The organism is Pseudomonas sp. LTR0 (assembly GCF_036630035.1).
Taxonomy (GTDB): Bacteria; Pseudomonadota; Gammaproteobacteria; order Pseudomonadales; family Pseudomonadaceae; genus Aquipseudomonas; species Aquipseudomonas putida_Y.
This window is the reverse complement of the sequence record NZ_CP123734.1, coordinates 2,126,868-2,152,627: the sequence shown is the minus strand read 5'-3', so window position 1 is coordinate 2,152,627 and position 25,760 is coordinate 2,126,868. Positions and strand designations below refer to the sequence as shown.

General features: G+C 59.6%; 31 protein-coding genes and 1 pseudogene. 19 read left to right on the top strand and 13 right to left on the bottom strand.

The genetic code is table 11. The features are described from left to right. Positions 1–61: 61 nt before the first annotated feature. Positions 62–1,351 carry an OprD family porin gene (locus QCL51_RS09925; protein ID WP_021782097.1) on the bottom strand — a complete coding sequence of 430 codons (1,290 nt, stop codon included), beginning with the start codon at positions 1,349–1,351 and terminating at the stop codon, positions 62–64. A 361-nt stretch (positions 1,352–1,712) separates the two neighbouring features. Here QCL51_RS09925 and QCL51_RS09920 point away from each other — a divergent pair, with 361 nt between their 5' ends. The 3 genes from QCL51_RS09920 to QCL51_RS09910 all read left to right on the top strand — a co-directional run bounded on the left by QCL51_RS09920 (position 1,713) and on the right by QCL51_RS09910 (position 3,164). Next, entirely contained in the window at positions 1,713–2,072 is a 360-nt protein-coding gene (locus tag QCL51_RS09920; protein ID WP_021782098.1) for a histone-like nucleoid-structuring protein, MvaT/MvaU family, read from the top strand. Positions 2,073–2,296: 224 nt separating this feature from the next. After that, on the top strand, positions 2,297–2,824 hold the full coding sequence (gene gloA, locus QCL51_RS09915; RefSeq protein ID WP_021782099.1) for a lactoylglutathione lyase: 528 nt from the start codon (positions 2,297–2,299) through the stop codon (positions 2,822–2,824). A 97-nt stretch (positions 2,825–2,921) separates the two neighbouring features. Beyond that, complete coding sequence (locus QCL51_RS09910) at positions 2,922–3,164, top strand: hypothetical protein (RefSeq protein WP_021782100.1); 243 nt, start codon at positions 2,922–2,924, stop codon at positions 3,162–3,164. A 54-nt stretch (positions 3,165–3,218) separates the two neighbouring features. Here QCL51_RS09910 and QCL51_RS09905 read toward each other — a convergent pair whose 3' ends face one another. Next, complete coding sequence (locus tag QCL51_RS09905) at positions 3,219–4,040, bottom strand: shikimate 5-dehydrogenase (protein ID WP_176682411.1); 822 nt, start codon at positions 4,038–4,040, stop codon at positions 3,219–3,221. A 234-nt stretch (positions 4,041–4,274) separates the two neighbouring features. Here QCL51_RS09905 and QCL51_RS09900 point away from each other — a divergent pair, with 234 nt between their 5' ends. Beyond that, positions 4,275–4,457: a hypothetical protein gene (locus tag QCL51_RS09900; protein ID WP_021782102.1), complete on the top strand. Its 183-nt coding sequence runs from the start codon at positions 4,275–4,277 to the stop codon at positions 4,455–4,457. Between the two features lie 68 nt (positions 4,458–4,525). Here QCL51_RS09900 and QCL51_RS09895 read toward each other — a convergent pair whose 3' ends face one another. Continuing rightward, positions 4,526–4,864 carry a hypothetical protein gene (locus tag QCL51_RS09895; protein WP_021782103.1) on the bottom strand — a complete coding sequence of 113 codons (339 nt, stop codon included), beginning with the start codon at positions 4,862–4,864 and terminating at the stop codon, positions 4,526–4,528. Between the two features lie 164 nt (positions 4,865–5,028). Between QCL51_RS09895 and QCL51_RS09890 the strand changes: the two genes are divergently transcribed. After that, the gene (locus QCL51_RS09890) at positions 5,029–5,853 is read left to right on the top strand and encodes a S24 family peptidase (protein ID WP_330509182.1); all 825 of its coding nucleotides are present in this window, start codon (positions 5,029–5,031) and stop codon (positions 5,851–5,853) included. 38 nt (positions 5,854–5,891) lie between these two features. Here the strand turns inward: QCL51_RS09890 and QCL51_RS09885 are convergent, their stop codons facing one another. After that, positions 5,892–6,215, bottom strand: a complete 324-nt coding sequence (locus QCL51_RS09885; protein WP_274148302.1) for a DUF1654 domain-containing protein — start codon at positions 6,213–6,215, stop codon at positions 5,892–5,894. 233 nt (positions 6,216–6,448) lie between these two features. Here QCL51_RS09885 and QCL51_RS09880 point away from each other — a divergent pair, with 233 nt between their 5' ends. Then, on the top strand, positions 6,449–7,123 hold the full coding sequence (locus QCL51_RS09880) for a polysaccharide lyase family 7 protein (protein ID WP_021782106.1): 675 nt from the start codon (positions 6,449–6,451) through the stop codon (positions 7,121–7,123). 544 nt (positions 7,124–7,667) lie between these two features. Here QCL51_RS09880 and QCL51_RS09875 read toward each other — a convergent pair. Further along, on the bottom strand, positions 7,668–8,033 hold the full coding sequence (locus tag QCL51_RS09875; protein ID WP_021782107.1) for an SMI1/KNR4 family protein: 366 nt from the start codon (positions 8,031–8,033) through the stop codon (positions 7,668–7,670). 179 nt (positions 8,034–8,212) lie between these two features. Here QCL51_RS09875 and QCL51_RS09870 point away from each other — a divergent pair, with 179 nt between their 5' ends. After that, positions 8,213–8,968: a DUF4239 domain-containing protein gene (locus QCL51_RS09870; RefSeq protein WP_021782109.1), complete on the top strand. Its 756-nt coding sequence runs from the start codon at positions 8,213–8,215 to the stop codon at positions 8,966–8,968. Positions 8,969–9,084: 116 nt separating this feature from the next. On the opposite strand, the gene QCL51_RS09865 is transcribed toward QCL51_RS09870, so the two are convergent. The 6 genes from QCL51_RS09865 to QCL51_RS09840 all read right to left on the bottom strand — a co-directional run bounded on the left by QCL51_RS09865 (position 9,085) and on the right by QCL51_RS09840 (position 13,267). Further along, a complete protein-coding gene (locus tag QCL51_RS09865; protein WP_028697706.1) occupies positions 9,085–9,666 on the bottom strand; it encodes an MliC family protein in 582 nt (193 codons plus the stop codon). A 400-nt stretch (positions 9,667–10,066) separates the two neighbouring features. Next, positions 10,067–10,663: a hypothetical protein gene (locus tag QCL51_RS09860; RefSeq protein WP_135192335.1), complete on the bottom strand. Its 597-nt coding sequence runs from the start codon at positions 10,661–10,663 to the stop codon at positions 10,067–10,069. Positions 10,664–10,911: 248 nt separating this feature from the next. Further along, a complete protein-coding gene (locus QCL51_RS09855; protein WP_028697705.1) occupies positions 10,912–11,385 on the bottom strand; it encodes an OsmC family protein in 474 nt (157 codons plus the stop codon). Between the two features lie 251 nt (positions 11,386–11,636). Beyond that, positions 11,637–12,086, bottom strand: a complete 450-nt coding sequence (locus QCL51_RS09850) for a carboxymuconolactone decarboxylase family protein (RefSeq protein ID WP_028697704.1) — start codon at positions 12,084–12,086, stop codon at positions 11,637–11,639. Then, entirely contained in the window at positions 12,083–12,754 is a 672-nt protein-coding gene (locus QCL51_RS09845; protein ID WP_103462332.1) for an NAD(P)H-dependent oxidoreductase, read from the bottom strand. The genes QCL51_RS09850 and QCL51_RS09845 overlap by 4 nt, the downstream gene beginning before the upstream one ends. A 30-nt stretch (positions 12,755–12,784) precedes the next feature. Further along, a complete protein-coding gene (locus QCL51_RS09840) occupies positions 12,785–13,267 on the bottom strand; it encodes a GNAT family N-acetyltransferase (RefSeq protein ID WP_028697702.1) in 483 nt (160 codons plus the stop codon). Positions 13,268–13,358: 91 nt separating this feature from the next. On the opposite strand from QCL51_RS09840, the gene QCL51_RS09835 reads away from it, so the two are divergent. Beyond that, positions 13,359–14,792 carry a PLP-dependent aminotransferase family protein gene (locus QCL51_RS09835; RefSeq protein ID WP_021784219.1) on the top strand — a complete coding sequence of 478 codons (1,434 nt, stop codon included), beginning with the start codon at positions 13,359–13,361 and terminating at the stop codon, positions 14,790–14,792. Here the strand turns inward: QCL51_RS09835 and QCL51_RS09830 are convergent. Further along, entirely contained in the window at positions 14,785–15,264 is a 480-nt protein-coding gene (locus QCL51_RS09830; protein WP_021784220.1) for a carboxymuconolactone decarboxylase family protein, read from the bottom strand. The two genes, QCL51_RS09835 and QCL51_RS09830, sit on opposite strands and share 8 nt — an antisense overlap. Before the next feature lie 812 nt (positions 15,265–16,076). Here QCL51_RS09830 and QCL51_RS09825 point away from each other — a divergent pair. Together QCL51_RS09825 and pbpG are read left to right on the top strand one after the other, a co-directional pair. Further along, positions 16,077–16,223: pseudogene (locus QCL51_RS09825) on the top strand (integrase); the annotation flags it as partial. A gap of 131 nt (positions 16,224–16,354) precedes the next feature. Then, positions 16,355–17,281: a D-alanyl-D-alanine endopeptidase gene (pbpG, locus tag QCL51_RS09820; RefSeq protein ID WP_021784223.1), complete on the top strand. Its 927-nt coding sequence runs from the start codon at positions 16,355–16,357 to the stop codon at positions 17,279–17,281. Between the two features lie 165 nt (positions 17,282–17,446). On the opposite strand, the gene QCL51_RS09815 is transcribed toward pbpG, so the two are convergent. After that, entirely contained in the window at positions 17,447–17,893 is a 447-nt protein-coding gene (locus QCL51_RS09815; protein ID WP_021784224.1) for a hypothetical protein, read from the bottom strand. 173 nt (positions 17,894–18,066) lie between these two features. Here QCL51_RS09815 and QCL51_RS09810 point away from each other — a divergent pair, with 173 nt between their 5' ends. The 9 genes from QCL51_RS09810 to QCL51_RS09770 all read left to right on the top strand — a co-directional run bounded on the left by QCL51_RS09810 (position 18,067) and on the right by QCL51_RS09770 (position 25,612). Further along, entirely contained in the window at positions 18,067–19,401 is a 1,335-nt protein-coding gene (locus tag QCL51_RS09810; protein WP_338444807.1) for a SidA/IucD/PvdA family monooxygenase, read from the top strand. A gap of 177 nt (positions 19,402–19,578) precedes the next feature. After that, positions 19,579–20,772 carry a PepSY domain-containing protein gene (locus tag QCL51_RS09805; RefSeq protein WP_338444887.1) on the top strand — a complete coding sequence of 398 codons (1,194 nt, stop codon included), beginning with the start codon at positions 19,579–19,581 and terminating at the stop codon, positions 20,770–20,772. After that, a complete protein-coding gene (locus tag QCL51_RS09800; protein ID WP_021784227.1) occupies positions 20,769–21,308 on the top strand; it encodes a hypothetical protein in 540 nt (179 codons plus the stop codon). The genes QCL51_RS09805 and QCL51_RS09800 overlap by 4 nt, the downstream gene beginning before the upstream one ends. Beyond that, positions 21,305–21,625, top strand: coding sequence for a hypothetical protein (locus tag QCL51_RS09795; protein ID WP_021784228.1), 321 nt, complete (start codon positions 21,305–21,307; stop codon positions 21,623–21,625). Before QCL51_RS09800 ends, QCL51_RS09795 begins: the two co-directional genes overlap by 4 nt. Beyond that, positions 21,622–22,191, top strand: coding sequence for a DUF6162 family protein (locus QCL51_RS09790; protein WP_338444806.1), 570 nt, complete (start codon positions 21,622–21,624; stop codon positions 22,189–22,191). The genes QCL51_RS09795 and QCL51_RS09790 overlap by 4 nt, the downstream gene beginning before the upstream one ends. A gap of 16 nt (positions 22,192–22,207) precedes the next feature. Then, the gene (locus QCL51_RS09785) at positions 22,208–23,110 is read left to right on the top strand and encodes a metal ABC transporter substrate-binding protein (RefSeq protein ID WP_021784230.1); all 903 of its coding nucleotides are present in this window, start codon (positions 22,208–22,210) and stop codon (positions 23,108–23,110) included. Then, a complete protein-coding gene (locus QCL51_RS09780) occupies positions 23,107–23,853 on the top strand; it encodes a metal ABC transporter ATP-binding protein (protein ID WP_021784231.1) in 747 nt (248 codons plus the stop codon). Before QCL51_RS09785 ends, QCL51_RS09780 begins: the two co-directional genes overlap by 4 nt. After that, positions 23,853–24,752: a metal ABC transporter permease gene (locus QCL51_RS09775; protein WP_021784232.1), complete on the top strand. Its 900-nt coding sequence runs from the start codon at positions 23,853–23,855 to the stop codon at positions 24,750–24,752. The genes QCL51_RS09780 and QCL51_RS09775 overlap by 1 nt, the downstream gene beginning before the upstream one ends. Continuing rightward, positions 24,749–25,612: a zinc ABC transporter substrate-binding protein gene (locus QCL51_RS09770; RefSeq protein WP_338444805.1), complete on the top strand. Its 864-nt coding sequence runs from the start codon at positions 24,749–24,751 to the stop codon at positions 25,610–25,612. The genes QCL51_RS09775 and QCL51_RS09770 overlap by 4 nt, the downstream gene beginning before the upstream one ends. Positions 25,613–25,760: the final 148 nt, after the last annotated feature.

Below are 25,760 nucleotides of genomic sequence, written 5' to 3'. Positions count from 1 at the left end.
CGAGGTGTCCTCACCTGCATTCCCGCGCGCCAGCAGTATTGAATGCGTTGCTCTGGGATGTCTAGAACAGCGAGAAATTGTAACTTACAATGACCCGCGTCTCATCCATGTCACGCGCCCACTTTTCATAGTTACTGCGGTAGGTGGAGTTACGCAGGCGTACGCTGACATCCTTGAAAGTGCCACTTTGCACCTGGTACTTGAACTCGGTGTCGCGTTCCCACTCCTTGCCTTCGGCACGGCTGCCCGGCACCTTGATATTGTCGCCGTTGATGTAACGGGTGAAGAAGGTCAGGCCGGGCACACCCAGCGCCTTGAAGTCGTAGTCGTAGCGTACTTGCCAGGAGCGCTCCTGGGCAGCGGCGAAATCATTGACCTGGGCGTAGTTGACCAGATACGGGTTGCTGCCATCCAGGTACGGCATGGCGCTATTGCCATACATGCGTTGCCAGCCGGCGCTGATCTTGTGGCCACCGACGCTGTAGCCAAACATGCCGCTGAAGGCGCGATGGTCGATTTCGCCCGCACGGGCATTGCCGATGTCATCACTTTTGATCAGCCGTAAGTCAGCCGACAGGCTGCCCACCGCCAGCGGTTGACTGGCCACCAGCCCGAGAAAGTGCTGGCGATAGATGTTCTCCAGCCTGGCCACTTGGTACTGAGCGCTGAAACGCTCGTTGAAGCGATAGTCGACACCGGCCAGGTCGAAGTGGTCGGCTTCGGTACCGCAAGCATAACGCTTGTTCTTGCAATGCACGCGGATGTCCTGGCGGTCGGTGGAATCCCGAGCCGTGTATTTGTCCAGGCGAGCCAGGGTGAACTTCAGGTCGTGCAGTTCTTCGGAGGTGAGCATGGCACCCTGGAACAGGGTCGGGAGCAGACGGCCATCGTTGTACTTGAGCAACGGCACATCCGGCATCATTGAGCCGTACTTCAGCACAGTACTGGAGACCTTGACCTTGGCCGCCAGGCCCATCTTCGCATACTGGTCGGCCGAGTGCCGGGGATCGTGACCGGACGAGGGCAGTAACCCACTGTTACTGTCGGCCGGGCTGGAATCCAGTTTGAAGCCGAACATGCCCAGCGCATCCACACCGAAACCTACCGGGCCTTGCGTATAACCCGATTGCACATTGAGGATGAAGCCTTGTGCCCACTCTTCGCGCTTGGATGCGCCCTGGCTGGAACTGCTGTAACCGTCCCGGAAGTCCCGGTTGAAATAGACATTGCGTGCTTCGACCCTGGCACTGCTGTCTTCAAGAAACCCGGCAGCCTGGGCGTTGACACCGGCACACAATAGAAACAGGCCGGTAACACGGCGCCCGGGAGCGAGGGGGAAAGGGGAAAACATGCGAGGAAACATCCAGAATGAAGACGAGTTAACAACCTGTGGCACAGGCTGGCCACGGCACTGCGGCAGGTCCGAACATGGGTCGGCCATCATCTGAAATGATCGCGCAAAGGCTCTGGTGCGGGCCATTGGACCATGGTCTAGGCATCCGGTCGCGCAACCGCAGAAAAACTGAAAAATATCGCCCGCAAAACTGGGAAAGTTCCCGGATTACTTACAAAAAGTTAGCAGTTTACCCAGTAGCCATGAATGACTACACTCGATATCAGCGAACAGTGGAACCCACCTGCGTGGCCGGCGTTTTTACTCTTCTTCAATGTTCGTCACGCCCTGCCACGACTGACGTACAGGAGTGATTACAGTGTCCAGACTTGCAGAGTTTCGTGCTGCCGAAAAAGCGCTCCAGGAACAGATGGCGCAACTGGAAGCGTTGAAAAAGGATGCCGGCCTCAAACGCGAAATCGAATTCGAGCAGAAACTAGTCGGCCTGATGAAAAGCTATGACAAGAGCCTGCGCGATATCATCGCCATCCTCGACCCGAAAGCTGTGGCCCGCACTTCCAGCACACCGCCCAAGCAACAACGCCGCCCGCGGGTGGTCAAGGTCTATCAGAACCCGCACACTGGCGAGCGAATCGAGACCAAAGGCGGCAACCACCGCGGCCTCAAAGCCTGGAAAGAACAGTATGGGGCCGCCACAGTAGAAAGCTGGGTACGCTGATGAAATGTGCACACAGGCTTCACACTTTTTTCACAAGGACTGGCTCAGTATCGAAACAGCTAAAGGATTAGCGACCCCATCACGCGCCCGCACATGCGGGCCTCTAATTTCAGCGCCCTGCCTTTGCAGGGCGCTTTCATTTGCGCAATCGTCGCACTGCCGTATCATGGCCAGCCTGTCTGTTTTGCCGGCGCCTTGCGCCCGGCCCCGTCTCAGGAGTTCCCATGAGCCTGCACGATCTGCAAACCCTGCCTGGCGTCACCGCACAACCCGACGCCGCCACCGCCCAGTTCGTCTTCAACCACACCATGCTGCGGGTCAAGGACATCGAGAAGTCGCTGGACTTCTACACCCGCGTGCTGGGCTTCCGCCTGGTGGACAAGCGTGACTTCCCTGAAGCCGCTTTCAGCCTGTACTTCCTGGCCCTGGTCGACCCGGCACAGATCCCCGCTGATGACAACGCCCGCCACCAGTGGATGAAGTCGATCCCCGGCGTGCTGGAGCTGACCCACAACCATGGCACCGAAAACGATGCCGAGTTCGCCTACCACAATGGCAACACCGATCCACGCGGCTTTGGCCATATCTGCATTTCGGTACCCGACGTACGCGCCGCTTGCGCGCGCTTCGAGGAACTGGAAGTACCGTTCCAGAAACGCCTGCAAGACGGGCGCATGAACCACCTGGCCTTCGTCAAGGACCCGGACGGTTACTGGGTCGAAGTAATCCAGCCAACCGAGCTCAAAGGCTGAGCGTTCGTCGCGGCGCGTTCGTCGGGCCGGGAACTCCCGGCCTCTTGCTGTGGTATACGAAGGTAACTGCTTCACATGCCACAGCGAGGTAAGGACGATGCAATCTCTTCACTGTGAATACCGCGAGCACACCATCACCGCCAGCGTGATGCCCCACCCCGACTCACCCCTGCCCTATGCCGCCGGCTGCCTGATCACGGCCCCTGATGGGCACACCAGCAAGCGCATGTCGATGCCAATGCAGTTCTTCTCCGACCTTGAGAATGCGCAGCATGTGTCACTGGCCCACGGCCGTGCACTGGTCGACAAGCAGCTCGATGGCGGGAACAAGGTGTTCTGACCCTGGATTCGCCAGCCCCCTTCGCAGTTGAAACCGTGAAGGGGGCCGGGGCAACTAGATAGCGCGCGCGTACGCCACAGCCGCATCCACCTGCTCCTGCGATGGCCTTACCCCGGTGTACAACACGAACTGTTCCAGCGCCTGCAACGCTATGACCTCCAGCCCAGTGATCACCGGCTTGCCCAACGCCTGAGCCCGACGAATCAGCGGCGTCTGCGCCGGCATCGCCACCACATCGAACACCCGCTCCGCCGCCGCGATGGCGTGCTCGGGAAACGCCAGCTCATCTGCCTCCTGCCCGCCTGCCATACCGATCGGCGTCACGTTTACCAGCATCGGCGGGCAGATATCGCCAGGCTCAGGCATCCAGCGATAACCACAGACATCCGCCAACTGACGCCCGGCCTGCTCGTTGCGTGCAACGATAATGCCTTCGGCAAAGCCGGCATCGCGCAAGGCGCTGGCCACGGCCTTGGCCATGCCCCCGCTACCTCGCAGGGCAAACGCAGTGCCCGGATCGACCTGGTGCTGCACCAGCAATTGGCGCACGGCCAGGTAATCGGTGTTGTAAGCCTTCAGGTGGCCATTGCAGTTGACAAGGGTATTGACCGACTCAATGGCCGCCGCCGAGGGATCGATTTCATCGACCAAAGCCATGCAGGCTTCCTTGTAGGGCATCGACACCCCACAGCCGCGAATACCCAAAGCGCGGATCCCTGCCACCGCCGCCGGCAGGTCATCGGTGCGCATGGCCTTGTAGTAGAAGTCCAGGCCCAGCTGCTGGTACAGGTGGTTGTGAAAGCGCACACCGAAGGTCCCCGGGCGACCGGCCAGAGAGATGCAAAGCACGGTGTCCCGGCTTGGAGTTGTCGGCATAACAGGCTCCTTAGTCATGACTGAAACGTTTATCCAGCGTAACAGAGTCAGCCACTGGTCGCCCCTGACACAACCTTTACCGCTTCACTGTGCTCGGTTGACAAACAACGGAGTCAAAGTAACAAGGCCGGACGTGGTAACGGTTGATAGAACCAATGATCACTATCGAGGAAGTTAATTTCAAACAGCCCCGGCTGCTGCGTATGGTGAAGCCATGTTTCACAGGAGGTCCCCATGGCCACTATCCAGATCATGTCCGTTGTCGGTAGCGCCGTTCCCGCCTCACTGCGTGAGCAGGGCCTGCTGGCGTGCTGGTACCTGGTTCGCAACGGTGAAGCCGTCAGCGGCCCGATGCCGACGCTCGCCTCAGCCCGGGCACTGGCCGAACAGTTGCAGCCAGGCACCTTGGCTGCCTGACCCGAATTTGTTGTGCGTTGCTCCCTAAGCCCTGTTGCCCGCCAAACTGGCGGGCTTTTTTTTGTTCTTCACGGATTGCCGGGGTTGCCACCTCGTGTTCGGCCGCTACTGCCCAGCTGACTGGTCAGCACCATGACCTTGCCCTGCAGCCGGCCCACGGTCATCACCAGCTCGTTTCGTTCCTTGGTCAGCAGATCAGCTTTTGCCTGCGCCTCTCTTCGGGCGTCCCGTTCGATATCCAGGAGTTCTGTCAGACGACGGATGACTGCAATCTCGGCATTGTCCATCGCACGGTCGACTGCATCGCGGGACAACCACTTGCGCAGCCAAAGAAACGCACCTAGCAGTACAGTCCCCGTACCGCCCAACCAAGTGACGGTGCCCGGGCCGAGGTCGGTCGGATCCATGTGAACCTCATTACAGATGATGGTGTGATCAGCCCTGGAGAAAAATGTCTCGATAGCTTTCCTTGTTCGCGCGTTTAATTTAGCCTACAGCTAACATTACTACAAGAGCAGATTTAGCCGTGCGCACATTTAGCAGCAAGCTAAACACTGGCATGCTTCACCCCATGGACATTTACCAAATTCGCAAGCACAACCTGGTGAAACTGATCGGCAGCCAGAGAAAGGGCACCTGCGCAGAGCGCTGGGGGATGGCGCCTGCACACCTGAGCCAGATTCTTTCCGACAAGACCGTGAAAAACCTGGGCGATGACGTGGCCCGCCGCATCGAGGGCATCGAAGGCTTGCCACGGGGCTGGTTCGACGCACTGTCACCAGGCGAACACGTGCAAGCGGCAGTCGAGTCAGGTGACAACAAGCTCTCCGCAGCCGACCTGGTCAAGCAGATGCTTGCCCGAAGCGGCAAAGGGATTTCTGAAGAAACCCGGCAAAGGCTGCTGGCAGCTGCGCAAGAGCCTGCAGATGCCACGCTGCTGAAAGCCGAGCCGCTTCGCCCCGGCCTGGTCGGTGACGAAGTGTGGATTGCCCACTATGACGTGCGGGCTGCCATGGGCGGCGGCCAGATACCCCACGACTACCCCGAGATGTTCAAGGACGTTCGCGTCAGCCCCAGCCACCTGCGCGAGCTGGGCGTAGAGTTCAGCGAGCACTATCACCTGAAGATGGTGACCGGCTGGGGTCAGTCGATGGAGCCAACCATCAGGCACCGCGACCCGCTGATCGTCGATGTCAGCATCCGAGAGTTCGTCGGCGATGGCATCTACTTCTTTTCCTGGGGCGACCACATCTACATCAAGCGGTTACAGATCGCGGACGAGGACCACTTCGAAATGATCTCCGACAACTCGCGGCACAAAGATCGCATGATTCGTCGGGAAGAGACCTACATACAGGCCAGGGTCCTCCTGGTGTGGAATGCCCACCTGGTATAAACCGAAGCCCGCCCTGACCGGCGGGCTTTTGCTGAAGTTCAGAAAGGAGACGCCTCCTCGACCTGCACCTCGCAGTCGCGCTCGACGACAAAATCATCACGCTCTTCCACGCTGCTGCGCGCCCATCGCACCGTCACGCTAGCGTCATCATTAAACGTCAGCTGCAACTCGGGCGTTTCCCGCAACTGGCCCATCACCTCCTCCCATTCCGCTTCACCGTCGTTATCCAGGCGGTGCACCACTACCCAACGCTGCGTCTGCGCGAGCGGGTGGTTGATCATTGACGATACCCGCAGGCTAAGCCGCTCTATTCCAGTCATTTCCTGGCGCTGTTGAGGTTCCGACTGCATGTGCCTAGACATATTCTTATCCTGATAGCTGTATATTCGTACAGTGCTCAGCGAAAGCTTATCTCACCGCCAAATACAGCGTAAAGCCCCACCGCTAAAAATTTCGCCAATAGGTAACATACCCCCAAAGCGAAATTATTTTAGCCCAAAGCTATTGATTTGATTTTAGCCGTGGGCTAACGTTGTGTTCAGCAGCCATTTGCACGGCTGCTCTACCACTCAAACCCTTTCGCCAGGAGTTCCCCATGGCCGTAGATATCAGCAACCTCACCATTGCCACACCGGTAGCCGTCTCCTCAACCAATCCCGTTGCCCTGGAGCTAAACGGTGCTGAAGCGATTGCCCGCTTTCCCAGCATCGTGACGGTGCTCAGCGATGGCTCGATCCAGTTCTCAGCCCCCACCAAAGGTGCTTCGAGCAAAAGCACCCACAGGACACGCTGCGAATGGACAGAAACGCAGGACTGGACGCTGGCTAGCGCCCAGAATCACTGGAATCGCCAGACCATGACGCTGACCAAGGTCAACTCCGCGCAGAAGGTGGTCATTGCCCAAATGCACGTACGCGGGGATGACGGCCCGCCGGTAAAGGTGTTCTGGAACAAGGGCAACATCACCCTGGGGTTTCGGCGAACCTTCAACCAGACCGACCCGGTGAACTCCACCGTATTGAAGGGGGTGCCACTGGGTGCGACGTTCCACATCGCCATTCACACCACGTCTGAAGGCGTGGTAACCGTGACGGCCGAATGCAACGGGGTAACCGCCTCGTCGGGCAATTTGCAGCTCGACAGCACCTGGGCTTCACACCTGTTCGAGTTCCACGGCGGGGTCTACAACCAGGTCGATTACACCGACGCAACACCCGTCGAGGACGGCTCAATCTGCATCATCAGCGAGCTCTCGCTCATCCACCGCTGAACGTCGATGCCCGGCCCTGCTATCACAAGCGCCTCATGGCGTCGCATAAATGCAAAAACCCAGCGCGGGGCTGGGCTTCTATCAGTTGGGCTGAACAGTACTTCTGCCAGCCTTTACACACTTTACTGGCAGTTACTCCAGTGCGCGCTTGTGATAACTATAGCGCTCGGCGTTGGATGCCCGCGATGGGTCCGGCGGGCCTGGTCTCTGCCTGCCTCGAAAGGGCCGAGTCTGCGCGCAATCGTCGCGATCCTCGGGCTGCTCCCTTTTACCTTCCGAGTCTTGACCGCCTGGTGGACCATCTGGCCTGTCTAATACGGTTCAGCCAGTTTCAGCGACTTTGGCCCAATAAAACCGAGACGCTTTCGGGCGGTTTTAGACAGCTTTACTCCCCCATCCAAGCGTTCTGCCAACCAAGATCTGTCCTAGTCGTCAGCTACATCCACCTCCCACAGTCCGCTGTCGACCCATAGCTGCCGGGGACGAAAGGCAGTGTTCGGCCAGAATCGAACATTTGGTACGGGTTGCAGATATCGTACAGACGCTACTCAAGGGCTATACAGACCTGTTTGAACCAGGCGGCAAAGGTTGGCCAACTTTCGTTTGTGCTTCCGTTGTGTGACCAGTACCGGACAACACCAGCCCGCGATATGCAGAAGTAGTCGCTGTTGTCTTCAATGAAAGGCAACCAATCTCGAGGAACGCCTTGGGCCCAGGCGGCTTCGGTAATTTCAAAGATATCCAGATGGCTGCATCCCCCCAAAATCACCGCTGGTTCAAATGCGGCGTTTGCGACATCGCTGCCACCTTTCAGGAAGCGGATGTATTCATCGGGAAAGCGAAAATTGAGCCTGCTCTCTGCGTCAGCAATTTCAGCATCCGTTGGAATACGGAAAGGATTGTCTGTCATTCGTTCAAGTCCGAGTGTTGATCACCATCGTGCGGTGGGCGATAGCTTAGTCAATCAGAGTATGTAGATGTCCGCTTTGGGTCGTTAGCGGTCACTCGCGAATGGCTGCAACCGACCCAAAGCGGTCGGCCACGGTCTATCTTTTAAGACTTGAGTCAGATTGATCGAGGCCTTGATGCATGAATTCTCTCTGGATCGCAGTGGCCATTTTTGGGTGCTTGGTTGCCGCCTCGCTTCTCATGATGCAGTGGTACCCAAAGCTGGCATCCCACCACAGAGACGAAGACACAAATACAGTGATTCGCCTGGTAGCTAACATTTTTGTGGTTATGACATCGCTGGTCTTTGGATTGATGATCAATTCTGCCAAAAATACCTTCGAGTCCATTGACGCTAACTTTCATGGGTATGCAACCAGCATGATCATATTTGATCGGACACTGCGGGGCTATGGCGAATCGGCACAAGACACCCGCAACCGACTGGTCACCTATCTTGAGCACGCTATCGAGACGCCATACCGGGGGGACGAGGCGCTGCAACATCGTAACAGCGAGGCAGCTAAATACTTGGATGACATAGGGAAATCTTTGGCTGCCATAAAGCCGCCGGACCGCTACCATGAAACTATGCTTCAGGATATTCGTCAGCAATATCATTCGCTTATCGAGCAACGCTGGAGGATCGTCGAGCAGTCAGAGGGGGCAATTCCCGGCCCACTCATTGGGATGCTGGTTGCGTGGTTGACGCTCATTTTCGCCAGTTTTGGATACCGAGCGCCACGTAATTCAATGGTGACAGGAATGTTCGTCGTTTCTTCAATGCTTATCGCGGCCTCCGTGTATCTGGTATTGGATATGGACGTACCATTTCACGGTCCTATCCAGATATCCGACGAGCCTCTGCGCAGGGCGCTCGCCGTAATGCAGCTTTAAGGAAGCAGGGCGCGCCTGTGTTCTGGATGATGTCCTCGTGGCGGACCACATCAAAGTTCGATATTGGCCGATAGCTACCCCTGGAGAATTTCTGCAATGGGTCATAGCGGCGGCTTTCAACGCGCTGTGCAGTGCATTTCCGGCTCCTGATAGCCCCACACCACGATGGCCTCGCCATGGTGCTCCCATAAACTCTCATTTTGTCCCTGGTAGCGCGCGCCGCTTGCGGTCTGTTCTAGGTACATCAGCGAACTGCGGTCACCGAACTCGACGATGGCCGTGGGCGGCTCGGTGCGGAAGAAGCGGGCAACCACTTCCTTGGCCGGGTTGCCGTCACACTGGTAGAACACCGGGCCGGTGGCCTCGACCAGCCGGTAGCGCGCCTGCAGTTCGGCGATGCGCAGGCGGTAGCTGTCGGCGATGCAGGCGGGCTGGTCCGCGCTTTTCCAGCAATCGTTGCGGCCTTTGATCCAGCCCCGTTGCTCGGTCTTGAGCACCGGCGGATGTTCATTGCCGGCCTTCTGCTGCGCGGCTGTGTAGACCTCGGCCATTTTCCGGTCCAGTGCCGAGAGCGGCTCGCTCTGGCAGATCTGTTGTTCGATGCTGCCGGCCTCGACCTGAGTGCAGTTGAAGGCAGGTCCCGCAGCTTGGGTGTGCGACAGAGGCAGGGTGAGCAGCAGGGGAAGCCAGTGCTTCATGGGAACCACCATTAGCGATTCAGAATACTGGGCTCAGTCTAGCTCTGCGCTGAATGACGTGGCCGGTGGCCTAGCTTTTCGGCGGCTAATGACTGCTGTTGGCCGGAAGCTGCCCTTCATTGCAGGCAGCTAACGACCCATAGTTGCCCTTCAGGATGAGTATCTAAGCGCCCAAAGCAAGTTCGGCGGCCTATGGTTTTGGCTCCTGGGCCAGCGACGGCATTTAAAATCCCAACGCTCCTAACAAGAGTACGCCGAGCAAAGGGCCCTGAACCTGGGCGACCGCCCTGAGAAGTTAAAGTGGTTCCGTATGAGCAATACTGTGGTCGATACACGGTATCAACGCCCTCACCAGATCACGCACTTTCAGGGATAGGTGTCGTCGGCGTCCTCCCTCAACTTACGTATGTGAGCATGGGCTATAGACCTCCAGCACATCAACCATGTCATTCAAAATCAAGGTAGACGGACCAGCTGGAGCAATCGTTGTCTTCCTTACTTTTACTCCGGAAGGCCTTTGGAAGTTTATCTCCGGCCCGCTGAAGCTTTGCTGTCCATCACTGTGCAAGTAATCAAACATTCGGCTTTTGAAGCGAGTGTTGATCTCATCTCGGTCTGCTTGCAGTGGTCCCAGCATGTATGCGTCAGAGGCCGTAAAAGCAAAAAAAATGCCATTCGCAGCTCTTCCGCCCGGGACGGTTGAGCAGAGGACATCTTTGGATCTGAGAACGCGGTCCAGTACATACTGGCCATTGACAAAATGGGCCATCACCAGAGCATCCGGTGTGACGATGCCAATTCCCTTTTCAGGCTTGCACCCGGGAGCGCTGCCGTATGGATGAAGGCACCAGTTCATTCTCGAAGAGTCGATGATGGTGTTCAATTTCAAGTCTTGTTTCATCTGGTGCCTAGCCTCAGGACTCTCATACTGGTAAACGCTACCTGAACAGGCGGTGATGGTTAGTGGCACTGCTAACACAAGCAGAATGCGCAGCATGGTGATCCTTCGGTGGGTCATAAAGACCTTATGATGCCAAGCATCTGTAAAAATATGAACCATCCTGCTCGCCTGCCTCGAATCGGACCAAAAAGACCGGCAATATCCGTTTGGGTCGATGGCGGGCTGTAGCGATCGGCTACTACCGACCCATAGTGGACACTTGCCTCAATACTAGTCGCGCCCAGGGGCCGGGAATTGAGTACCGTACGATCAGATCAGAGCCGCAGCCAGTGCGCGCAAAGGATCTAGTTTCGATGCTTGACAGCAGCACTGCATGTGATGGGGAAGTTGACCGAATTGGCAATAAAACACTCATGGTGAGCATCGTCATGGAGACGTTTTGCCAGATCCAGATCCGATTCGTTGCTAATGATGACCGAAGGCCTTAACTCTGCGTTCTTGAAATGGCCTTTGCGCTGGCCGTCAGCTTCAACCATCCGGCCCATCGGGTGGTCGACGTATTCCAATACGTTCACATTGTTGACTGCGCACAGATGAAGATACCAAAGCTTGTGACAAGCCGAGATCGAGGCCAGCAACATGTCTTCCGGGTTCCAGCGTTCGGGATTTCCGCGAAAGGCAGGGTCGGCGGAGCCAAGGATAGGTGCTTTGCCTGGAGCTTCCACATTGAAGTCTCTCTGGTATGCCGTGTAGCTGGCAGTGCCATCACCCGTGTTGCCTATCCAATTTACGGTGACAGCATAACTGTGTTCTTTCATGCTCACTCCTGTGACGAAAGATGGCCGGAAAAACTCCGCGCTGCTTGGGCACAGTTATTGTGCACTCGCTGGGTGGTTTTCCACTAGTCCTGCATTTTCAGCGACGCATGAGAAAGTCGTGCACAAGCAACGAACCGGGAAGAGGACAGCTGCCAATTTCTGGTAGGTCGATAGCGGAAAACCGCAACTGACCGCAATCAACCCATTGCAGACATCTTGGTCAAGGCCGCTGCGCGGCCCCAACATAGCCATCACGCCTTGGCAGCAGGCCGTACACGGAAACTGACGCCCATACGGTTGAAAGCGTTCATTGCGGCAATCGCCGTTGTCAGGTCGACCAGATCCTTTTCTGCAAATACCGCCGATGCGGCTGCATATGCTTCATCAGAGACGTGAGTTTCACTTACCCGCGTGACTTCCTCAGCCCAGGCCAATGCCGAGCGCTCTTGCTCCGAGAACAGATACTGCGCCTCATGCCACACCGGTATCAGCAGCAGTTTGTCCACCGACATGCCTTCTTTGATCAAATCACGTGAATGCAGATCAATACAATGTGCGCAACCGTTGAGTTGAGAAACCCTGAGAAAAACCAGATGGATCAATGGAGCCGGCAGGTCTGTCCCAGTGGTTACGAAATGATGCAGTCCCCCGAGGGCCTTGGCGGCGCCGGGCGATGCTGCAAACCAATTGAGGCGACTCATAGGCGTTGTCCTTGCAAAGCGTTAGTGACACTGGAGAAGAAAGCCTGTACCTCACCGTATCCACGCTCTCTAGCAGCATCCAGGGACGCCTTTCCCTTGGCAGTACCTTCAACGCTGAAGTAATGCACTTGGTTGAGGCCGATGGTCGCAAGGACGGCGGTCAGGTAGGGGCGCAGAAAGTCGGGCTGTCGGGCACTCGGCCCATTGATGTAGCCACCGGAAGCAATGGCGACATAGACCGGTCGATCCACCAACGTACCGACCTTCCCTCCGCTGGTGCTCAGGAACGTCTTGCCCACGCGCACTACATGGTCAATCCAGGCCTTGAGCGGGGCGGGCACGCTGTAGTTGTGCATTGGAGTGGCAATCAGCAGTACGTCGCACTCCTGCAATTGATTGATGAGTGCGTTCGAACGGTTCAGCGTCCCCTCTTGTTCTCCCGCTGAGACCGCTCGCTGATTGGCCAGAGTCTGAGCGTATGAGGCATCGACTGGAGCTAATGTGTGGAGATCGAAATCCGTCACTTCGATACCGCGTCTGCCAGCATGGAGGGCCAAGGCAAACAGAATTTGTTGGGACAGTTTGAGACTTTCCGAACTGTCACCATTGGGGCTGGCGACCAGGCGAAGAACTCTCAACGGAACAATTGGCTGCTTCTGGGAAGTCATGTAATTGCCTCAGTTTGATAACGGCGAGAGTCATGGTGCGTCGAACTGTTTTTGAAAGCGCAGTGCACTGTTATGCAGGCCTTCACGGGAGTAGAAGCGTTGGGCTCGGGCGTTGGCCAAACCGGTATCAAGCACAAGGCGGGCACAGCCACTGGCGCGCGCCAACCGCTCCAAGGCCTTCAATAACCGCGCTCCCCATTGATGACCTCGCTGGGTTTCAGCGGTTATGAGATCGTCGACATACAGAAATGTGCCGTAGACCAAATTCTCCTGGAGGCGGTAACCAGCCAGCGCCACCAGACTGCCTGAGTCGAAGGCACCAACCAGAAGATATCCCTCGGTGCGCATACGCTCGACACGACAGATGAAGTCGGCTTCGCTAGCCAGGTGAGGGCGCAATTGCTGCATCACCGGAAACGCGGCGTGCAGGTCGTGAGAGGTATCCAGAGGGCGCAGGTTGGCGTCAGCCAGATCAAGCACGCTGGGTACAAATTGGTGAGGAGTGAGTGTCATGAAAGCCAGCCTCTGCCAGTAGGTGATGGCGCTATCTTGAACTAGGATTAGCCCACTTGATTGAGCCAAGAAATGGAATATGAACTAGGCCATGACGAATTCTTCTTCGCCTCCTTTCGCGCCTCTGGATGAGCTATCCAGCTCTCCTTTGTATCGTCAGCTCTACCACCGAGTGCTGACCGCTATCGCTGCCGGCACCCTGTCTCCCGGTGATCGCTTGCCGTCCGCGCGTGCCATGTCAAAGGAATTAGGTGTTGCGCGCGGCACCGTCGAACTTGCCTATTCTTTACTGACCAGTGAGGGCTACCTACTGGCGCTCGGGCAGAGAGGCACAGTGGTCAATCCCGAGTTGCGCACGCCTGAAAGGGCGGTCAGCGCAATGCCCCCTACGCTGGAGGTTACAGACGATTCTGACTCCATACGTCGACCGCTCCAGCTTTTGCCGTTCCAGATGGGTGTGCCCGCAATGGATGCATTTCCGCGAAAGATATGGGCACGTCTCGGTGCTCGATATCTACGCGGCATGCGTCTGGGCGATCTGGATTATCCGGCGCCCCACGGTCTGCCGGCATTGCGCAGCGCCATCGCCTCGTATTTGCAGATGTCCCGAGGTATCGATTGCGGTGCCCATCAGGTATTTATCACGAGTGGTTGGCGAAACAGCCTGTCCTTCGTCGCTCAGACGTTGTTGCAGTCATGCGAGCGCGCGTGGGTGGAAGACCCGGGTTATCCCATTACGCGCCAGGTACTTCGCCAGTTCGGGATGGACTTGGAGGCAGTCCCGGTTGATGGTGATGGTATGAATGTGGAACAGGCTATCGCTACGTCCAAGCCTGCGCAGGTAGCCACGGTTACACCGGGGCATCAGAGCCCGCTGTCAATGGCCTTATCGCTGCCTCGACGGCAGCTGCTCCTGGATTGGGCGGCCCGCACCGGCGCCTGGATTGTCGAGGACGACTACGACAGCGAGTATCGCTATGTCAGTCGTCCGCTTCCGGCGCTCGCCAGTCTGGATCGCAATGGGAGGGTTCTGTATGCCGGCACATTCAGCAAGGTGCTGTTTCCCGGTATCCGCCTGGCTTACTTGGTGGTGCCCCAGGCGCAGGTAGCGGCGTTTGAACGCGTGGGTCGGACGTTATTTTCCGCCGGTTCACCATCGATTACCCAGGCCCTGGTGGCGGAGTTCATCGCAGAGGGTCATTTCACCCGCCATATCCAGCGCATGCGCCGGCTCTATAACGAACGACGAGTGATGACCATTGAAGCGCTGGAACGAAGTTTGCCGAAGCACATTCAGGTTGATCGCTCCCCAGGCGGCATGCATTTGCTGCTGCGTCTACCAGAAGAGACAAGCGACACGGCCCTGGCCGAGCAATTGTTGGCAAGGGGCATGTCGGTACAGGCATTGTCGCGCTGGTATTTATCGTCTCAACGTCATTCGGGGCTGCTGCTGAGCTTTACAAACTGCGCCACGGCTGCCCAAAGCGAGCAGCTTGGCGCTTTGATCAGCAAGATGCTCAGTTGAGGTTGGCCTTGGTCAAACCGAATGCCTCATCGGACGAACCCGGGATCGCCTGAAAGGCCACGTTCAGGCGATTCCAACCATTGATCGCGACGATCAGGAACGTCAAATCCGACAAGTCCTGTTCCGAAAAGTGTTCACGCACCTTCGCATACAAGCTTTCAGGAATGCCATGGGGTGGCAACTGGGTCAGAGCTTCGGCCCACTCCAGCGCGGCGCGCTCGACAGGCGAGAACAGCTGCGACTCACGCCAGACGGCAACGTGGTGAAGACGCAACTCGCGCTCGCCATGAATCTTGGCCTCTTTCACATGCATGTCCACGCAGAACGCACAGCCATTAAGCTGGGACGCCCGAAGCATGACGAGGTGAGCAAGCTCGGCCAGTAGCGGCTTTTTACTCAGGTGCAGGGTAAGGTCCACCAACTTGTTGGACGCCTGGGGGGACAGTTTGAAGTAATCGATACGGCTTTTCATGGGTAGTTGCTCGCAGTGGAAAGGTGTTGTCGGTGCCCACTGTAGTGATGCATGGCCCTGCCTGACAGAACCAAGATTGCGACTTCGAACTAGGCCATATTGACTCGACGGATAGTTGTCCCGTCCTGATTAGCGCTGACTTCGGAGGCCGCCCCTGGCCGTTGATTTGAATCGCCACAGGTATCCTGGACACCTCGAACGGCTGCGAAGGGTCGAATGCGGTCAGGTGCGGTTTGCGGCTATCGACCCAGGCTGTGTGAAAACGTCCGGTGCGCAGCCTGGACCCGATGCGGACGATCATGGCGTTGGGTTCGGTGGGGCCTGGAGTTGTTCGTCATGAGGTTTTTGGCGCTTGCCAGATCGAGCGCCGCCCGCGCGGCGCATCGCGAGCTGGCGCTCGCTCCTACGTTTTTTTCGGGCCAATTGTTCCTGAGGATTTTGCGCGCGAACGCCTTGGCGCATGGCTCGATAGCGCGTCGTACAAACCAGGCGGTCGCGCGCTCCCGCACAGGCGTTATTGGCCCGAAAAAAACGTAGGAGCGAGCGCCAGCTCGCGATGCGCCGCGCGGGCGGCGCTCGATCTGGCAAGCGCGATGCTGCTGGAGCAGAACGACAAATGGTGCCTGCAACGGCGTTACATGCAGTTGGAGGCCTTTGAGGCAGTCAGCGATAATCCACAGGCCAAGCTGTCGGCCGTGATCAACTACACGGCGAACTCAGCGGCCAGAACCATGATGAGTTACACCACTTCCCGGGACACGATCCTCGACGGAGTCGCCATTCACCTTCCAGCCTTCTGGCTAGTCACCACGAATCCGGCATTCATCGCAGGGCAGCTTGGCCACTCGGTGCAGGTGCTTCTCTCGACCTACGCCAAATGGCTGAATTCCGCCAACGACTGGGCTGAACTGGCGAAACTGGAAAAGAACGTTGTGGGTACAGAAGGGGTGCAGGATTAAATATCGTTCACCTTGCGCCCTTTAGTCATAAGGCATTCGACAGCAAATCAGCCATACTCCAGAATGCATCGGTTTTAAGGGGGAAAACCCTTGCACAGCCAACGACATACAAACTTTTAGTGAGCCTCAACGTGAAAACATCCCTGTCTATCCTCAGCCTGCTGCTGTTGCTCACAGGTACCGCGACCCTTCCGTCGACTGCTGCTGCACAACCCCCGGCCCAGGTTCAACGAGACCCGTCCAAACTGCATCTGGCTTCAGGCAGCGCCCTGCTGATCGACCTGAACAGCAACAAGGAGCTGTATTCAAGCCACGCGGACCGCGTAGTGCCAATCGCTTCGGTCACCAAACTGATGACGGCGATGGTGGTGCTGGATGCCAAGCTGCCCATGGATGAAATGCTCACCATGACCATCGCCAACAACCCGGAAATGAAAGGCGTGTACTCGCGCGTGCGCCTGGGCAGCCAGCTGGACCGCCGCGAAACCCTGCTGATTACCTTGATGTCGTCGGAAAACCGTGCGGCCAACAGCCTGGCCAACGCCTATCCCGGCGGCTATCCGGCGTTCATCAAGGCAATGAATGCCAAAGCCCGCAGCCTGGGCATGGCCCACACCCGCTATGTTGAGCCGACCGGCCTGTCGACGCAGAACGTCTCCACTGCCCGCGACCTGGCCAAGCTGCTGATGGCCTCGCGCAAATACCCGATGCTGAGTGAGCTGTCGACCACCCGCGAAAAGACCGTGGCCTTCCGCAAGCCCAATTACACCCTGGGCTTCCGTAACACCGACCACCTGGTGAACAAGAGCAACTGGGATATCAAGCTGACCAAGACCGGCTTCACCAACGAAGCCGGGCACTGCCTGGTACTGCTGACCCGCATGGACAACCGCCCGGTGGCCATGGTCATTCTCGATGCCTTCGGCAAGTACACCCACTTCGCCGATGCCAGCCGCATGCGTCAATGGCTGGAAACCGGTGCCGCCAAGCCGGCACCGGCAGTGGCCATGCAGTACAAGGCAGAGCGGCAAAACAAGGGGCGGTTGGCGGTCGAATAACCGCCATATCCTGGAACGTGTGGGAGCGGGTTTACCCGCGAATACGGTAGCGGCGGCAACGGTGAACGGCGGGTGGAAATTGGCCACCAGTCCCGGCCATTTCGCGGGTGAACCCTCCCCTACAGGCGACCGCGCAGGCTTTTCAAATTTTGAGCAAGATCACTGTCAGGCCGTAGCACTGACCATCCCGCCCGCACTGCTGCCGCCCTCTTGCTGCAACAACTCCAGCAACTGCGCCGTGGCCGCCATGATCTGCCCGTTGAGGGTGGCAACGCTCGCCTGCTTGGCACCAACCGCTGCCGCCTTGGAAGCCTCGTCCATCTTCCTGTCCTGCAATGCAGCCAACTGTTTCTGCTCTTCTGCCAGTTGCTTCTGCAGATCCTTGATCAGTTGACGCAGCTCGGCCACCGCCACCGACTCGCCACTGCTTTGAGTGTCGGCGGATTGCGCCTGGCTACCCGCCGACACCTTCATGCTGTCACTGCTGACGCTCACCGGCCCCGCCGCCTCACCGGCCTGTTTCGCCTGCTCGCGCTCGGTGGCTGCGTTCGCGCTAAGCGTCTGCGCTGAAACGCCATTGATCATCAGGTTGCTTGCCGTGATGCCGCTCATGTCGATCCCTTGCCTGAAAGACTGGTCCTTGCCGTAACCACCACATCGGCCGCCTCGCGCTGTTCTTTAGCCCGCTTAAATTCCCCCCCGGTTGGCTCGTTCCAACTCATGTACTTGCGCAGGGGCCGGAGCCCCGGCGGGCGTCATATTCGACCATTCAGGGAATCGCAGCCATGAGCCAGTCCTCACAGCAGGAAACCATCAAAGACATGATCGGCGTGGGCTTCGGCCCTTCCAACCTGGCCTTGGCCATCGCCCTGGAAGAACTCGCCGAATCCCGGGGCCATGCGCTCGACGCAGTGTTCATCGACAAGCAGCAAGACTACCACTGGCACGGCGAGACCTTGGCTACCCAGAGCGAGTTGCAGATCTCGTTCCTCAAGGACCTGGTGTCGCTGCGCACCCCGACCAGCCCTTACAGCTTCGTCAACTACCTGCACCAGAAGCAGCGCCTGGCCGACTTCATCAACCTCGGCACCTTTTACCCCTGCCGCCTGGAGTACAACGACTACCTACGCTGGGCCGCCGAGCATTTCGCCTCCCAGGCGGTGTATGGGCAGGAGGTGTTGCGCATCGAACCGTATGTGCATGCAGGCCGGGCCCAACACCTGCGCGCGATCACGCGTGACAGACGAGGCCGCGAATACAGCCGCCCCACTCGCTCGGTGGTGGTGGGCAGCGGTGGCACGCCGAAAATCCCGGAAAACTTCGGTGCCTTCAAGGACGACCCACGAGTCTTCCACCACTCGCAGTACCTGAGCAGCCTGACCAAACTGCCGTGCACGGCTGGCAAACCCATGCGCATTGCCGTGATCGGCTCAGGCCAGAGCGCCGCCGAGGCGTTCATCGACCTCAACGACAGCTACCCGTCGGTCAAGGTCGACATGATTCTGCGCGGCTCGGCCCTCAAGCCCGCCGACGACAGCCCTTTCGTCAATGAGATTTTCTCGCCGGACTATACCGACCTGGTCTACAACGAACCGGCCGAACAGCGCAGCAAACTGCTGGGCGAATACCACAACACCAACTACTCGGTGGTCGACCTCAACCTGATCGAGCGCATCTACGGCATCCTCTACCGGCAGAAGGTTGCCCATCAGCACCGCCACAACGTGCTGTGCCGGCGCCAGGTGGAAGCGGTGGTGGCCACCCGCGAAGGCCTGGAGCTGACCCTGCGCGACCTCGCCACCGGCCAGCAGCAAACCCACCGCTACGATGCCGTTATCCTCGCCACCGGTTACGAGCGCCGCTCGCACCGCGAATTACTCGCGCCGCTGGCCGATTACCTGGAGGACTTCAGCGTCGACCGCAACTACCGCGTACTGGCCAGCCCGGACCTGCAAGCCTCGGTGTACCTGCAGGGCTTCTGCGAAAACAGTCACGGCCTGAGTGACACCCTGCTTTCGGTCCTGCCGGCACGCGCTGCGGAAATTGGCCGAGCGCTGTACCAGGACTTGGAGCAGTTGCACGAAAAGCCCCAAGCAGCCGTGGCACTGACCCGCGCCTGACCCCTCTCTACAAACAGCCTTCAAGGCCGGACTGGTGCCTCGTGCGCAGTCCGGCGTTTGTGCTTTGAAACATTTGCTTTCATTTTAACCCGCAGGTTTTCGATTCTCATTCGTCCTTATCAGTACAGCACTCTTTGGTTGGCACACGCTCGACCACCCATGGCAGAAGACCGTCTGATGGCCCAATCACCGAAAAAATCCAAATCCAGGCTGTGGTTCCTGGTCCACAGCTGGCTCGCCTTGCCCATCTGGTTCTTTGTCCTGATCGTCTGCTTCACCGGCATGCTCGCCGTGGTCAGCCAGGAAATCGTCTGGCTCGCCGATCCGGCTGTGCGCGCCAACAAGCCAGACGCGGACACCGAGCGCATGAGCTTTCAGCAGGTTCTGGAGGCCTTGAACAAGGCCGAGCCGGACATGGTGGTGGAGCGCCTGAGCCAGCCGGATGGTTCGCACTTCTCGGTAAAAGCCAATGTCACCCTGCCTGACGGCACCAGCCCGACGCTGTACGTAAACCCCTACACCGGAACCATTCAGGGCAAGACCCCGGACTTCAACTTCGAAGCCTTCACCCGCGCCCTGCACGGCTGGTGGCTGGTGCCGTTCACCAACGGTTTCAGCTGGGGCTGGTACCTGGTCTCGCTGCTCGGCCTGCCGATGCTGGCCTCGCTGGTCACCGGCCTGGTGGTTTACAAGAAGTTCTGGAAGGGCTTCTTCAAACCTGTACGCACCGGCCACGGGTCGCGGATTTTCTGGGGTGACCTGCACCGTCTGTCCGGGGTGTGGTCAATCTGGTTCATTGCGGTCATTTCCGTCACCGGCACCTGGTTCCTGATCCAGGCGATCCTGTCCGACAACCACATCACCCTTTCCAGCCGGCCCAACGTGCCAGTGATCGCCCGTGAACAGGTGCCACAAACGCCAGATGGCAGCCCCGCCTCGCGCATCGATCTGGATGAAGCGGCACGCCTTGCCAGGCAGGCGATCCCGGGGCTGGAAGTGAGCGCCATCTCGCTCCCCGCCACCGCCTACAGCCACGTCACGCTGTCAGGCCCGGGCTGGTACCCGTTGATGTTCCAGAGTGCGTCGGTAAATCCGTACACACGCAATGTCGACAGCCAGTTCCTGATCAGCGACCGCTCGGCCCTGGAGTTCGTCACCGAGTCCATGCGCCCGCTGCACACCGGCGACTTTGGCGGCTTGCCGATCAAGCTGGTGTGGTTCTTCTTCGGCCTGATCCTCACCCTGATGGTGCTCAGCGGCCTGCTGATCTGGACCAAACGCACCGCCCAGGCCACCGCCGCAGCCCTCAAGCGCAACGAGCGCGCACCGCGTGCGTTACGCAGTGAAACCACCGTGGAGGCCCACACATGAGCCAGGCCAAGGCCCTGCCCACCAGCCGGCTGAAGCAGCTTTGGCTGAAGTGGCGTTTTCACCTGAACATTCTGCTGATCCTGATTCCGCTGGGCTTCATGCCCAAGTACTTCGCCGACGCCAGGTTGTTTCGCGGTGACGCTGGCCTTGGCGCCAACCTGATCAGTGACATTCAGGTCGGCCCCTACAGCCTCGACCTTGCCGAACTGCGTGACGAGGCGCCACGCGCCGACGGCCCGGCCGGCTACTTCAAATCGTTCAATGCATCGCTGTGCAAGGCCTGCATAAAGGACGTCAAGGCAGCCTACCTGCGCATCGGCAAGCCACGCAGCCTGCGCGCCGCCGGCACCCTTTTCTTCGGTGCACCGTACAGCATGGGTACCTCGTTGCCGATCCCACCGCGCACCAAACCCGACGCGCACATCTGGATCACCCTGGAAGGCTGGGACGGCACCCTGCACCAGGCGTCGATCCCCCTGACCAAGGCATCGCCAGCCACTGTGGCATGGCTCGAGAAACAAGGAGAAAACAAATGAATCACCTGATGCGCACTCTGGCGTTGCCCGTCCTGGTACTGGCCGCCGGCCCTGCGCTGGCGCACAACCCGATGTGCGAATGCGAAGAACTGGCCAGCGGCCAGGTCAAGTGTACCGGCGGTTTCTCAGACGGCAGCGGTGCCCCCGGGGTGACCCTGGATGTGATCGGTTATGACGAAGAGGTGCTGGTCGGCGGCAAGCTTGGCGACGACTCGACGCTGACCTTCAAGCGCCCGGACGGCGAATTCTACGTGCTGTTCGATGCTGGCCCCGGGCACGTGGTGGAAGTGGACTACGCCGATATCGCCCAGCCATGAGCCGCGCCCACGTCATTCGCCCGGCCGGTGCCGGGCACGAAACCCTGTACGTGCTGCTGGCAAGCTTGCTGATCGTGGTGCTCGCCGCCAGCGTGGTCCTGCTGCGCGGTGAGCGCGAGGACGAACAGGCCATCGCCAGCCACCAGATCGACGCCCGCCGCGACCTCACCGCCGCCGAGCAAGGCCTTTACACCGACCTGCGGGTAGCCTTCGACGAGATCCAGCTCCTGCGCGAAGAAAACGCCGTCACGCCCAGCGTAAAGGCCCTGGCCGAAGAAGGCCTGCCGCCGTTCGTGGTCGACGCCGGCAGCCAAAGCCGTGGCGGCCACCAATGGTCATGGCTGGAGCCCGGCGCCTACCTGGGCCGCAGCCAGGCCCCGGAAGTGGCCGGCAGCCTGCTGCTGATCCTGCCACCCGACAGCACAGGCCAAGCCGATGTCTGGCTGCGCCGCGACAGCGCCGCCGTGATCCCGGACGACCTCGGCCAGGCCGCCCTGATCGCCGCTGGCTGGCAACAAGTGGTCAGCCACTACGACGCCGGGGTCACCCGCGAACACCGTCACTGAACCCAAGGACTCGCCCATGTTTCGCTCCGCCCTCGCCCTGCTCCTGGCCCTTGCCCTGCCGGCACTGGCCCTGGCCGATAACAGCAAGCCGCTGCGTATCGGCATCACCCTGCACCCCTACTACAGCTACGTGAGCAATATTGTCGGCGACAAGGCCGAGGTGGTTCCCCTGATTCCGGCGGGCTTCAACCCGCACGCCTACGAGCCGCGGGCCGAGGACATCAAGCGCATCGGCACCCTGGACGTGGTGGTGCTCAACGGTGTTGGCCATGACGATTTCGCAGACCGCATGATCGCCACCAGCGAAAAACCCGACATCGCCACTATCGAAGCCAATCAGAACGTGCCGTTGCTGGCGGCCACCGGCATTGCCGCGCGCGGTGCCGGCAAGGTGGTCAACCCGCACACCTTCCTGTCGATCAGCACCACCATCGCCCAGGTGAACAACATCGCCCGTGAACTGGGCAAACTCGACCCGGACAACGCCAGGCTTTACACGCAAAACGCCCGTGCCTACGCCAAGCGCCTGCGCGCCCTGCGTGCCGACGCCCTGGCCAAGGTCACCGAAGCCCCTGGCGCAACGTTCCGGGTCGCCACCATCCATGCTGCCTATGACTACCTGGTGCGCGACTTCGGTCTGGAGGTGACGGCCGTCGTCGAGCCTGCCCATGGCATCGAGCCCAGCCCGGCACAGCTGAAAAAGACCATCGACCAGCTCAAGGCACTGGACGTGCGGGTGATCTTCTCGGAAATGGACTTCCCGTCGGCCTATGTCGAAACCATTCAGCGTGAGTCCGGCGTGCGCCTGTATCCGTTGACGCATATCTCCTACGGCGATTACACCAAGGACAAGTACGAGGTGGAAATGAAGCGCAACCTCGACACGGTAGTCCGCGCCATTCAGGAGAACCGCGCATGACCGCTGCCGCCAAGCTGGTGACCGCCTGCGGGCCGCGCATCGAATTCGCCGGCATCGACCTGACCTTGGGCCGCACACGCATCCTCGAACAGGTCAGTTTCAGCGTGGCAGCAGGCAGCGTGCACGCCATCGTCGGCCCCAACGGCGGCGGCAAGAGCTCGTTGATCAAGACCCTGCTCGGGCAGATGCCACACCAGGGCCAGCTGACCCTGCATTGGCCAGGTGAGCGCGAAGTGATTGGCTACGTGCCGCAAGCACTGGAGTTCGACCGCGGCCTGCCAATGACCGTGGACGACTTCATGGCCGCCATGTGCCAGCGCCGCCCGGCCTTCCTCGGCCTGTCGCGGCGCGTGAAGCCAGCCATTGATGCAGCCTTGGTTCAGGTTGGCATGCTCGACAAGCGCACGCGGCGCATGGGTGCACTGTCCGGCGGTGAGCGCCAGCGCGTGCTGCTGGCCCAAGGCCTGATCCCCGAGCCGCAGTTGCTGGTGCTGGACGAGCCGATGTCGGCCCTCGATGAAGCCGGTATCCAGGTGTTCGAACAGTTATTGCAGGGCTGGCGCCAGGCCGGCACTACCGTTCTGTGGATCGAGCATGACCTGGAAGCCGTGTTGCGTCTGGCGGACCGGGTAACAGGCCTTAACCGCCAGGTGCTGTTCGATGCGCCGCCTGCCCAAGCCCTGACCCCGGAGCGCCTGCTTGGCCTGTTCTCCGTTCACCCGCGTAGCGAGAGCCTTGCCTGATGAGTTTTGAATTCTTTCGCCAAACGGTCCAGGACTGGGCCACTGCCGGCTATCTGCCCGAGGCGCTGGCCTACGGCTTCGTGGTCAACGCCCTGTTGGCCGGCCTGATGATCGGCCCGGTGCTAGGCGGCCTGGGCACCTTGGTGGTGGTCAAGCGCTTTGCCTTCTTCTCCGAAGCGGTCGGCCATGCGGCGCTGACCGGCGTGGCCATCGGTATCCTGCTGGGTGAGCCCTATACCGGCCCTTACGGCAGCCTCTTCGGCTACTGCCTGCTGTTCGGCATCCTGCTCAACTTCCTGCGCAACCGCACCGGGCTGTCACCGGACACGCTGATTGGCGTGTTCCTGTCGGTGTCGCTGGCGCTGGGCGCCAGCCTGCTGCTGATGCTGGCGGGCAAGATCAACGTGCACATCCTCGAGAACGTACTGTTCGGCTCGGTGCTGACCGTTAGCGCCCAGGACCTGCTTGTGCTGGGCATCGTCGCGGTGCTGGTACTGGCCTTGGCCCTGCCGCTGTACAACCGCATCATGCTGGCCAGTTTCAACCCGCAGCTGGCGGCTGTGCGCGGGGTAGCGGTAAAGACCCTGGACTATCTGTTCGTGGTGCTGGTCACGTTGGTGACCGTGGCTGCGGTAAAGGTGATCGGGGCCATCCTGGTCGGTGCGCTGCTGGTCATCCCGGCCGCCGCCGCTCGCCTGGTCAGCCAGTCGCTCAAGGGCTTTTTCTTCCTGTCGGTGCTGATTGCCACCATCAGCACCCTGTTCGGCATCCTGCTGCCGATCGTTTTCGACCTGCCAGTACCCTCAGGGGCCGCGATCATCCTGGTCGCCGGCATCTGCTTTGCCCTGGCCGCCCTGGCCCGCGCCCTCGTTCCCCGCCTGCAAGGAAACCCGGCATGAACTTCAAACACCTGACCCTGGCGCTGGCCCTGGCCGGCCTGCCGTCGCTGTCTTTTGCCACACAAGTGCTGACCACCCTGCCCGTCACCCACAGCCTGGCCAGCGCCCTGCTCGACGGCACTGCAGTACAGCTAAAACGTGCGGCGCCGGCCAACCTGCCGGCCAGCCGCCAGCCGTCGTACTTCAGCGGGCGCGGTGGCGCCAGCCTGGAGAAAGCCGCACAGCAGGCCGACGCGGTGATCGGCGTGCGTTCGATCTGGCGAGACGACCCGCTGTACCCAATGGCCCGGCGCAGCAACATCCGCATCGTCGAAATCGATGCCGCACGGCCGGTGGACGGTGCGCTGCCAGGGATTGCGGTCTCGGGTGATGACGCCTATGGCGCCTACCCCTGGCTCAACCCGACCAACCTGGGGCGTATGGCCGATGTGGTGGCCAACGATCTGGAGCGCCTGGCCCCAAGTGACAAAGCGAAGATCCAGGGCAACCTGGCGGGCCTCAAACGCCAGTTGCTGGAGGTTTCGGCCAGCAGCCAGACACGCCTGGCCAAGGTCGACAACCTGACTGTGGTGAGCCTGTCCGACCGGCTGGGTTACCTCGCCAGCGGGTTGAATCTGGACGTGGTGGAGCAGCCGCTGCCGGCCGAGTGGGATGCTGCCGCGCTCAAGGCGTTGGAGGAAAATCTTAAAGCGCAGGATGTCGCGTTGGTGCTGGACCACCGCCAGCCGGACGCGGCGGTGGCCGAAGTGATCAAGGCAGCCGGAGCCAAGCTGGTGGTGGTGGAGAGTGACCCTGACGATGCGTTTGCAGGGTTGAAGGCCAGTGTCGACCAGGTGGTGGGGGCATTGGGCGAAAGCTGATGGTGCCTGCGCCGGCCTCTTCGCGGGTAAACCCGCACAGGGACCTCACTGCCTTCCGAGCCAATGGTATCCCTGCAAAGGCCTTGAGGTACTGCACTGACCTCATGGTCAGTGCTAACCCTGTGGGAGCGGGTTTACCCGCGAAGAG

Excerpts from the sequence above, each read along its gene's own strand:
- QCL51_RS09815 (WP_021784224.1), bottom strand. The coding sequence starts at position 17,893 with ATGAGCGGCATCACGGCAAGCAACCTGATGATCAATGGCGTTTCAGCG.
- QCL51_RS09860 (WP_135192335.1), bottom strand. The coding sequence starts at position 10,663 with ATGCTGCGCATTCTGCTTGTGTTAGCAGTGCCACTAACCATCACCGCC.
- QCL51_RS09775 (WP_021784232.1), top strand. The coding sequence starts at position 23,853 with ATGAGTTTTGAATTCTTTCGCCAAACGGTCCAGGACTGGGCCACTGCC.
- QCL51_RS09925 (WP_021782097.1), bottom strand. The coding sequence starts at position 1,351 with ATGTTTTCCCCTTTCCCCCTCGCTCCCGGGCGCCGTGTTACCGGCCTG.
- QCL51_RS09895 (WP_021782103.1), bottom strand. The coding sequence starts at position 4,864 with ATGGATCCGACCGACCTCGGCCCGGGCACCGTCACTTGGTTGGGCGGT.
- gloA (WP_021782099.1), top strand. The coding sequence starts at position 2,297 with ATGAGCCTGCACGATCTGCAAACCCTGCCTGGCGTCACCGCACAACCC.
- QCL51_RS09835 (WP_021784219.1), top strand. The coding sequence starts at position 13,359 with ATGACGAATTCTTCTTCGCCTCCTTTCGCGCCTCTGGATGAGCTATCC.
- QCL51_RS09805 (WP_338444887.1), top strand. The coding sequence starts at position 19,579 with ATGGCCCAATCACCGAAAAAATCCAAATCCAGGCTGTGGTTCCTGGTC.
- QCL51_RS09865 (WP_028697706.1), bottom strand. The coding sequence starts at position 9,666 with ATGAAGCACTGGCTTCCCCTGCTGCTCACCCTGCCTCTGTCGCACACC.
- QCL51_RS09810 (WP_338444807.1), top strand. The coding sequence starts at position 18,067 with ATGAGCCAGTCCTCACAGCAGGAAACCATCAAAGACATGATCGGCGTG.
- QCL51_RS09855 (WP_028697705.1), bottom strand. The coding sequence starts at position 11,385 with ATGAAAGAACACAGTTATGCTGTCACCGTAAATTGGATAGGCAACACG.
- QCL51_RS09905 (WP_176682411.1), bottom strand. The coding sequence starts at position 4,040 with ATGCCGACAACTCCAAGCCGGGACACCGTGCTTTGCATCTCTCTGGCC.
- QCL51_RS09880 (WP_021782106.1), top strand. The coding sequence starts at position 6,449 with ATGGCCGTAGATATCAGCAACCTCACCATTGCCACACCGGTAGCCGTC.
- QCL51_RS09790 (WP_338444806.1), top strand. The coding sequence starts at position 21,622 with ATGAGCCGCGCCCACGTCATTCGCCCGGCCGGTGCCGGGCACGAAACC.
- QCL51_RS09885 (WP_274148302.1), bottom strand. The coding sequence starts at position 6,215 with ATGTCTAGGCACATGCAGTCGGAACCTCAACAGCGCCAGGAAATGACT.
- QCL51_RS09785 (WP_021784230.1), top strand. The coding sequence starts at position 22,208 with ATGTTTCGCTCCGCCCTCGCCCTGCTCCTGGCCCTTGCCCTGCCGGCA.
- QCL51_RS09875 (WP_021782107.1), bottom strand. The coding sequence starts at position 8,033 with ATGACAGACAATCCTTTCCGTATTCCAACGGATGCTGAAATTGCTGAC.
- QCL51_RS09800 (WP_021784227.1), top strand. The coding sequence starts at position 20,769 with ATGAGCCAGGCCAAGGCCCTGCCCACCAGCCGGCTGAAGCAGCTTTGG.
- QCL51_RS09830 (WP_021784220.1), bottom strand. The coding sequence starts at position 15,264 with ATGAAAAGCCGTATCGATTACTTCAAACTGTCCCCCCAGGCGTCCAAC.
- QCL51_RS09870 (WP_021782109.1), top strand. The coding sequence starts at position 8,213 with ATGAATTCTCTCTGGATCGCAGTGGCCATTTTTGGGTGCTTGGTTGCC.
- QCL51_RS09900 (WP_021782102.1), top strand. The coding sequence starts at position 4,275 with ATGGCCACTATCCAGATCATGTCCGTTGTCGGTAGCGCCGTTCCCGCC.
- QCL51_RS09795 (WP_021784228.1), top strand. The coding sequence starts at position 21,305 with ATGAATCACCTGATGCGCACTCTGGCGTTGCCCGTCCTGGTACTGGCC.
- QCL51_RS09850 (WP_028697704.1), bottom strand. The coding sequence starts at position 12,086 with ATGAGTCGCCTCAATTGGTTTGCAGCATCGCCCGGCGCCGCCAAGGCC.
- QCL51_RS09845 (WP_103462332.1), bottom strand. The coding sequence starts at position 12,754 with ATGACTTCCCAGAAGCAGCCAATTGTTCCGTTGAGAGTTCTTCGCCTG.
- QCL51_RS09780 (WP_021784231.1), top strand. The coding sequence starts at position 23,107 with ATGACCGCTGCCGCCAAGCTGGTGACCGCCTGCGGGCCGCGCATCGAA.
- QCL51_RS09770 (WP_338444805.1), top strand. The coding sequence starts at position 24,749 with ATGAACTTCAAACACCTGACCCTGGCGCTGGCCCTGGCCGGCCTGCCG.
- QCL51_RS09890 (WP_330509182.1), top strand. The coding sequence starts at position 5,029 with ATGGACATTTACCAAATTCGCAAGCACAACCTGGTGAAACTGATCGGC.
- QCL51_RS09840 (WP_028697702.1), bottom strand. The coding sequence starts at position 13,267 with ATGACACTCACTCCTCACCAATTTGTACCCAGCGTGCTTGATCTGGCT.
- QCL51_RS09910 (WP_021782100.1), top strand. The coding sequence starts at position 2,922 with ATGCAATCTCTTCACTGTGAATACCGCGAGCACACCATCACCGCCAGC.